The organism is Alloalcanivorax venustensis ISO4, assembly GCF_015356855.1.
GTDB classification, from domain to species: domain Bacteria; phylum Pseudomonadota; class Gammaproteobacteria; order Pseudomonadales; family Alcanivoracaceae; genus Alloalcanivorax; species Alloalcanivorax venustensis.
The window spans coordinates 1-4,427 of sequence record NZ_ARXR01000066.1; the positions used below are offsets into that span (position 1 = coordinate 1).

Annotated in this window: 5 protein-coding genes and 1 pseudogene; all 6 read left to right on the plus strand. The window is 67.1% G+C overall.

What is annotated here, in order from left to right; genetic code table 11:
• Positions 1 to 557: pseudogene (locus ISO4_RS16730) on the plus strand (electron transport complex subunit RsxC); the annotation flags it as partial.
• Entirely contained in the window at positions 554 to 1,573 is a 1,020-nt protein-coding gene (gene rsxD, locus ISO4_RS16735; RefSeq protein WP_194856968.1) for an electron transport complex subunit RsxD, read from the plus strand. The pseudogene ISO4_RS16730 and the gene rsxD, both read left to right, overlap by 4 nt.
• Complete coding sequence (gene rsxG / locus ISO4_RS16740) at positions 1,570 to 2,229, plus strand: electron transport complex subunit RsxG (RefSeq protein WP_194856969.1); 660 nt, start codon at positions 1,570 to 1,572, stop codon at positions 2,227 to 2,229. Before rsxD ends, rsxG begins: the two co-directional genes overlap by 4 nt.
• Complete coding sequence (locus ISO4_RS16745) at positions 2,222 to 2,935, plus strand: electron transport complex subunit E (RefSeq protein ID WP_194856970.1); 714 nt, start codon at positions 2,222 to 2,224, stop codon at positions 2,933 to 2,935. Before rsxG ends, ISO4_RS16745 begins: the two co-directional genes overlap by 8 nt.
• A 187-nt stretch (positions 2,936 to 3,122) precedes the next feature.
• Entirely contained in the window at positions 3,123 to 3,650 is a 528-nt protein-coding gene (locus ISO4_RS16750) for a glycine zipper 2TM domain-containing protein (protein WP_194856971.1), read from the plus strand.
• Positions 3,651 to 3,750: 100 nt separating this feature from the next.
• Positions 3,751 to 4,389, plus strand: coding sequence for an endonuclease III (nth, locus tag ISO4_RS16755; protein WP_194856972.1), 639 nt, complete (start codon positions 3,751 to 3,753; stop codon positions 4,387 to 4,389).
• The last annotated feature ends 38 nt before the right edge of the window (positions 4,390 to 4,427 follow it).

Genomic DNA, 4,427 nt, shown 5'->3' on the forward strand with positions numbered 1-4,427 from the left:
CCCCCGCCGCGCCGGCGCCGTCGACGCAGGACAAGGACACCGCGGCGGAGCAACCGGCCGCCGCCGGGGCCGCGCCGGACGCCAAGGCCGCCGGGGATGACCAGGCCGCCGCCAAGCGCCAGAAGCGCCTGAAAGCCCTGAAAACCGCCTACAACATGGCGCACAAACAGTACAAGGAAGCCCACGCCGCGGTGGAACGGGCCGAGCGCGCCGGCCAGGAGAGCGATGAGGCCCTCGCCGCCATGCACGCCAAGGTGGAGAAACTGAAAGCCAAGGCGGACCACTGCCGCGACGCCCTGGACGCGCTGGTGGAGCAGGCCAAGGCGGATATCCTCGCCCACACCGGCAAGGACCTGAAAACCCTGAAGCTGGACGCGGCCCGGGCGGAAAGCGCCCTGCGCGACAAGGCCGACGAGCTGGAGCGGCGCCGCGACACCTCCGACGCGGACACCCTGGAAACCCTGAATTCGGAACTGGACGCTTTGCAAGAACACGCGCAACTGACCCGCCTGGCGTTGAAAACCGCCGTGGAAGAACAGGGGCTGGTGGAAGAATGAGCCTGATCAACGCCCCTTCCCCGCACACCAGCCGGCACACCGACACCGGCGCCGTCATGCGCCAGGTGGTCTATGCCACCCTGCCCGGCCTGGCGGCGCTGGTCTGGCAGTTCGGCCTGGGCAGCCTGCTCAACGTGCTCTGGGCGGTGCTGGTGGCGGTGGTCTGCGAGGCCCTGTTCCTGCGCGCCCGGGGCAAGCCGGTGGCGTTTTATCTGAAGGACTGGAGCGCGGTGGTCACCGCCGTGCTGCTGGGCCTGGCGCTGCCGCCCACCGCGCCCTGGTGGCTGACCCTGATCGGCGTCGGCTTCGCCATCGTGGTGGCCAAGCAGCTCTATGGCGGTCTGGGCATGAACCCGTTCAACCCGGCGATGATCGGCTATGTGCTGTTGCTGATCTCTTTCCCGGTGGCGATGACCCAGTGGATCGCGCCCGGCGAGGCGCCCGCCCCGGCGGACAGCCTCGCCCTGTTCCTCGGCCAGGCGCCGGCGGACGCCTTCACCGGCGCCACGCCGCTGGACACTTTCCGCACCTGGGCCGGCGACGCCGAGGCGCTGGCCGGCCGCGACATTCTCGCCGGGCAGCTGGCGGGCCCCGGCTGGGAGGCCGTCAATCTGGCGTTCCTGCTCGGCGGCCTCTACCTGCTGGCGCGCCGTATCATCACCTGGCAGATCCCGGTGGCGTTCCTGGCCGGCCTGGCGCTGCCGGCGCTGATCGCCCACCAGGTGGACGCGGCGCGCTTTGCCGGCCCGCTGTTCCACCTGTTTTCCGGCGGCGCCATGCTGGGCGCGTTCTTCATCGCCACCGACCCGGTGAGCGCCGCCACCAGCCGCCTGGGCCGGTTTATCTACGCGCTGCTGATCGGCCTGCTGATCTGGGTGATCCGCACCTTCGGCGGCTACCCGGACGCGGTGGCGTTCGCGGTGCTGCTGCTCAATCTGTCGGCGCCGTTTATTGATTACTACACTCAGCCGCGCGCCTACGGGCACCGCAAGGCGAACAAGGGGGCCAACCCATGATCCGCCAGGCGATAACCCGCAACGCCGTGATCCTGGGGCTGTTCGCCATCGGCACCGCCGCCGCCCTGGCGCTGACCAACCAGGCCACCCTGCCGCGGGTGGAGTGCAACCGCCAGAACGCCCTGATCGCGTCTCTGGCCCAGGTGATGCCCGACGACCGTCACGACAATGTGCTGATCACGGACCGCATTGAAGTGCGTGACCCGCTGCTCGGCAACGGCGCGCAGCATATCTACCGGGCCCGCCGCGACGGCGCGCCGTCCGGCGTGGTGCTCGAAGCCACCGCCCCGGACGGCTATGGCGGCGCCATTGATCTGATCGTGGGCGTGGACACCGGCGGCCGCGTGCTGGGCGTGCGGGCGGTGCCGCCGCACAACGAAACCCCGGGCCTGGGCGACAAAATAGAACGGCGCAAATCCGACTGGATCACCACCTTCAACGGCCGCTCCCTGACCAACCCGGACGACGCCGGCTGGGCGGTGAAGAAAGACGGCGGCAGCTTCGACAGCTTCACCGGCGCCACCATCACCCCGCGCGCCGTGGTCGGCGCCGTGCACCGCGCCCTGCTTTATTTCCGTGATCACAAAGAGCAGGTTTTCCAGGCACCGGCCACCGACGACGCGCCAGACAGCATGAGGGAGGCCTGCCGTGGCTGAGACCGACTACCGGAAAATCACCCTCGACGGGCTCTGGAACAACAACCCGGCCACCGTGCAGATACTCGGCCTGTGCCCGCTGCTGGCGGTCACCGGTACGGTGGTCAACGCCCTGGGGCTGGGGCTGGCCACGCTGGTGGTGCTGATGGGCTCCAACGGCGCCGTGTCGCTGATCCGCGGCTATGTCACCGACGCGGTGCGGCTACCCGCCTTCGTGATGATCATCGCCGCTCTGGTGACGGTGATCGAAATGCTGATGCGCGCCTTCACCTTCGAGCTGTACGAAATCCTGGGTATTTTCATTCCCCTGATCGTCACCAACTGCACCGTGCTGGGCCGCGCCGACGCCTTCGCCAGCAAGAACCCGGTGCTGCCCTCGCTGCTGGACGGCTTCATGATGGGCGCCGGCTTCCTGGTGATCCTGGTGATTCTCGGCGGCATGCGCGAGCTGATCGGCCAGGGCACGCTGTTCGATAACATGCAGTTATTGCTGGGCCCCGTCGCCTCCGGCTGGCGCCTGGAAGTGTTCCCGGACTACCCCGGCTTCCTGTTCGCGGTGCTGCCACCGGGCGCCTTTATCGGCCTGGGGCTGATCATCGCCGGCAAGAACGTTATCGACCGGCGCCTCAAAGCCGCCCGCAAGGCCCGGCAAGCGGACCAGCCCACCGCCAGCCGGCGGGTACGCACCACCGGCAAGGTGAGCTGAAAAGCGGGTGATCGGGCCAACACGGTTGCCGTTCTAATGTCGTAGCCCCAGTGATCTGGTTCAAAAGCACGGCGCTTTTAACAGCGTTATACAACTTTCACCGGGCTTCCCGGGTAAAAATAGCGCCCACTACGTTAAAGCGCGCGCCAGTGATCGGCGCATGCCAAGAATCAGAAAGGAGGCCATTATGAAAACAGCAGCAACCGTGGCACTCGCCGTGGTAGGCACCGTGGCCGTCGCCGGTGTCGGTTACGGCGGCTATCAGGCGCTCAACGACGAAGGCCCTTACGCCGAAGTGGTCAAAGTGGAGCCCGCCACCAAAACCTGGCAGGAACCCAACCAGCGTTGCGAGCAAGTCACCGTGCAGCGGCAGAAACCGGTCAAGGACAAACACCAGATCGCCGGCAGCGCCATCGGCGCGGTGGTGGGCGGTGTTATCGGCCACCAGTTCGGTGGCGGCAGCGGCAAGGACGTGGCCACCGCCGCCGGCGCCGTGGCCGGCGGTTACGCGGGCAACAAGGCGCAGGAACGCATCCAGGAAGGCAACACCTACACCACCACCGAAGAGCGCTGCCAGACCATTATGGAAACCCGCAGCGAACAGGTCGGCTACAACGTCACCTACCGCTTCGACGGCCAGACCCAGACCGTGCGCATGGAAAACGAACCCGGCGACCGCCTGCCGGTGGAAAACGGCCGGGTGGTGACCGACTAAGGCGCCCCGGAAGCGCACCACGCCGGCACCCACCGGGTGGCGTCGCCGCCCGGTTCCCCCTTCGTTATACTGTCCGTTTTTCGCCAGCGAACCCGACGCCATGAATCGCGAAAAACGCACCGAAATCTTTCGACGGCTGCGCGAACAGCGGCCGCAACCCACCACCGAACTCTATTTCACCACGCCGTTCGAGCTGCTGGTGGCCGTGGTGCTGTCCGCCCAGGCCACCGACGTGGGCGTCAACAAAGCCACCGCAAAACTCTTCCCGGTGGCCAACACGCCCCACGCCATCCGCGCCCTGGGCGTGGACGGCCTCAAAACCTACATCAAGACCATCGGCCTGTTTAACTCCAAGGCCGCCAACATCATCAAGCTCTGCGACCAGCTGATCGAACAGCACGACGGCGAAGTGCCGCGCTCCAGAGCCGCCCTGGAAGCACTGCCCGGTGTCGGGCGCAAAACCGCCAACGTGGTGCTGAACACCGCCTTCGGCGAGCCCACCATCGCCGTGGACACGCACATCTTCCGGGTCTCGAACAGGACGCGCATCGCGCCGGGAAAAAACGTGGTGGAGGTGGAGCAGCGGCTGATGCGGACCGTGCCGGAAGAGTTCAAGCGGGACTGCCACCACTGGCTGATTCTGCACGGGCGCTACACCTGCGTGGCGCGCAAACCCAAATGCGGCGAGTGCCTCATCGCCGACCTCTGCGAGTTCCCCGTTACCAAGCGGCCAGGCTGAGTACGACCTCTCCAGAGAGCCCGCGCCGGGATCGGGTG

Excerpts from the sequence above, each read along its gene's own strand:
- rsxD (WP_194856968.1), top strand. The coding sequence starts at position 554 with ATGAGCCTGATCAACGCCCCTTCCCCGCACACCAGCCGGCACACCGAC.
- rsxG (WP_194856969.1), top strand. The coding sequence starts at position 1,570 with ATGATCCGCCAGGCGATAACCCGCAACGCCGTGATCCTGGGGCTGTTC.
- ISO4_RS16750 (WP_194856971.1), top strand. The coding sequence starts at position 3,123 with ATGAAAACAGCAGCAACCGTGGCACTCGCCGTGGTAGGCACCGTGGCC.
- nth (WP_194856972.1), top strand. The coding sequence starts at position 3,751 with ATGAATCGCGAAAAACGCACCGAAATCTTTCGACGGCTGCGCGAACAG.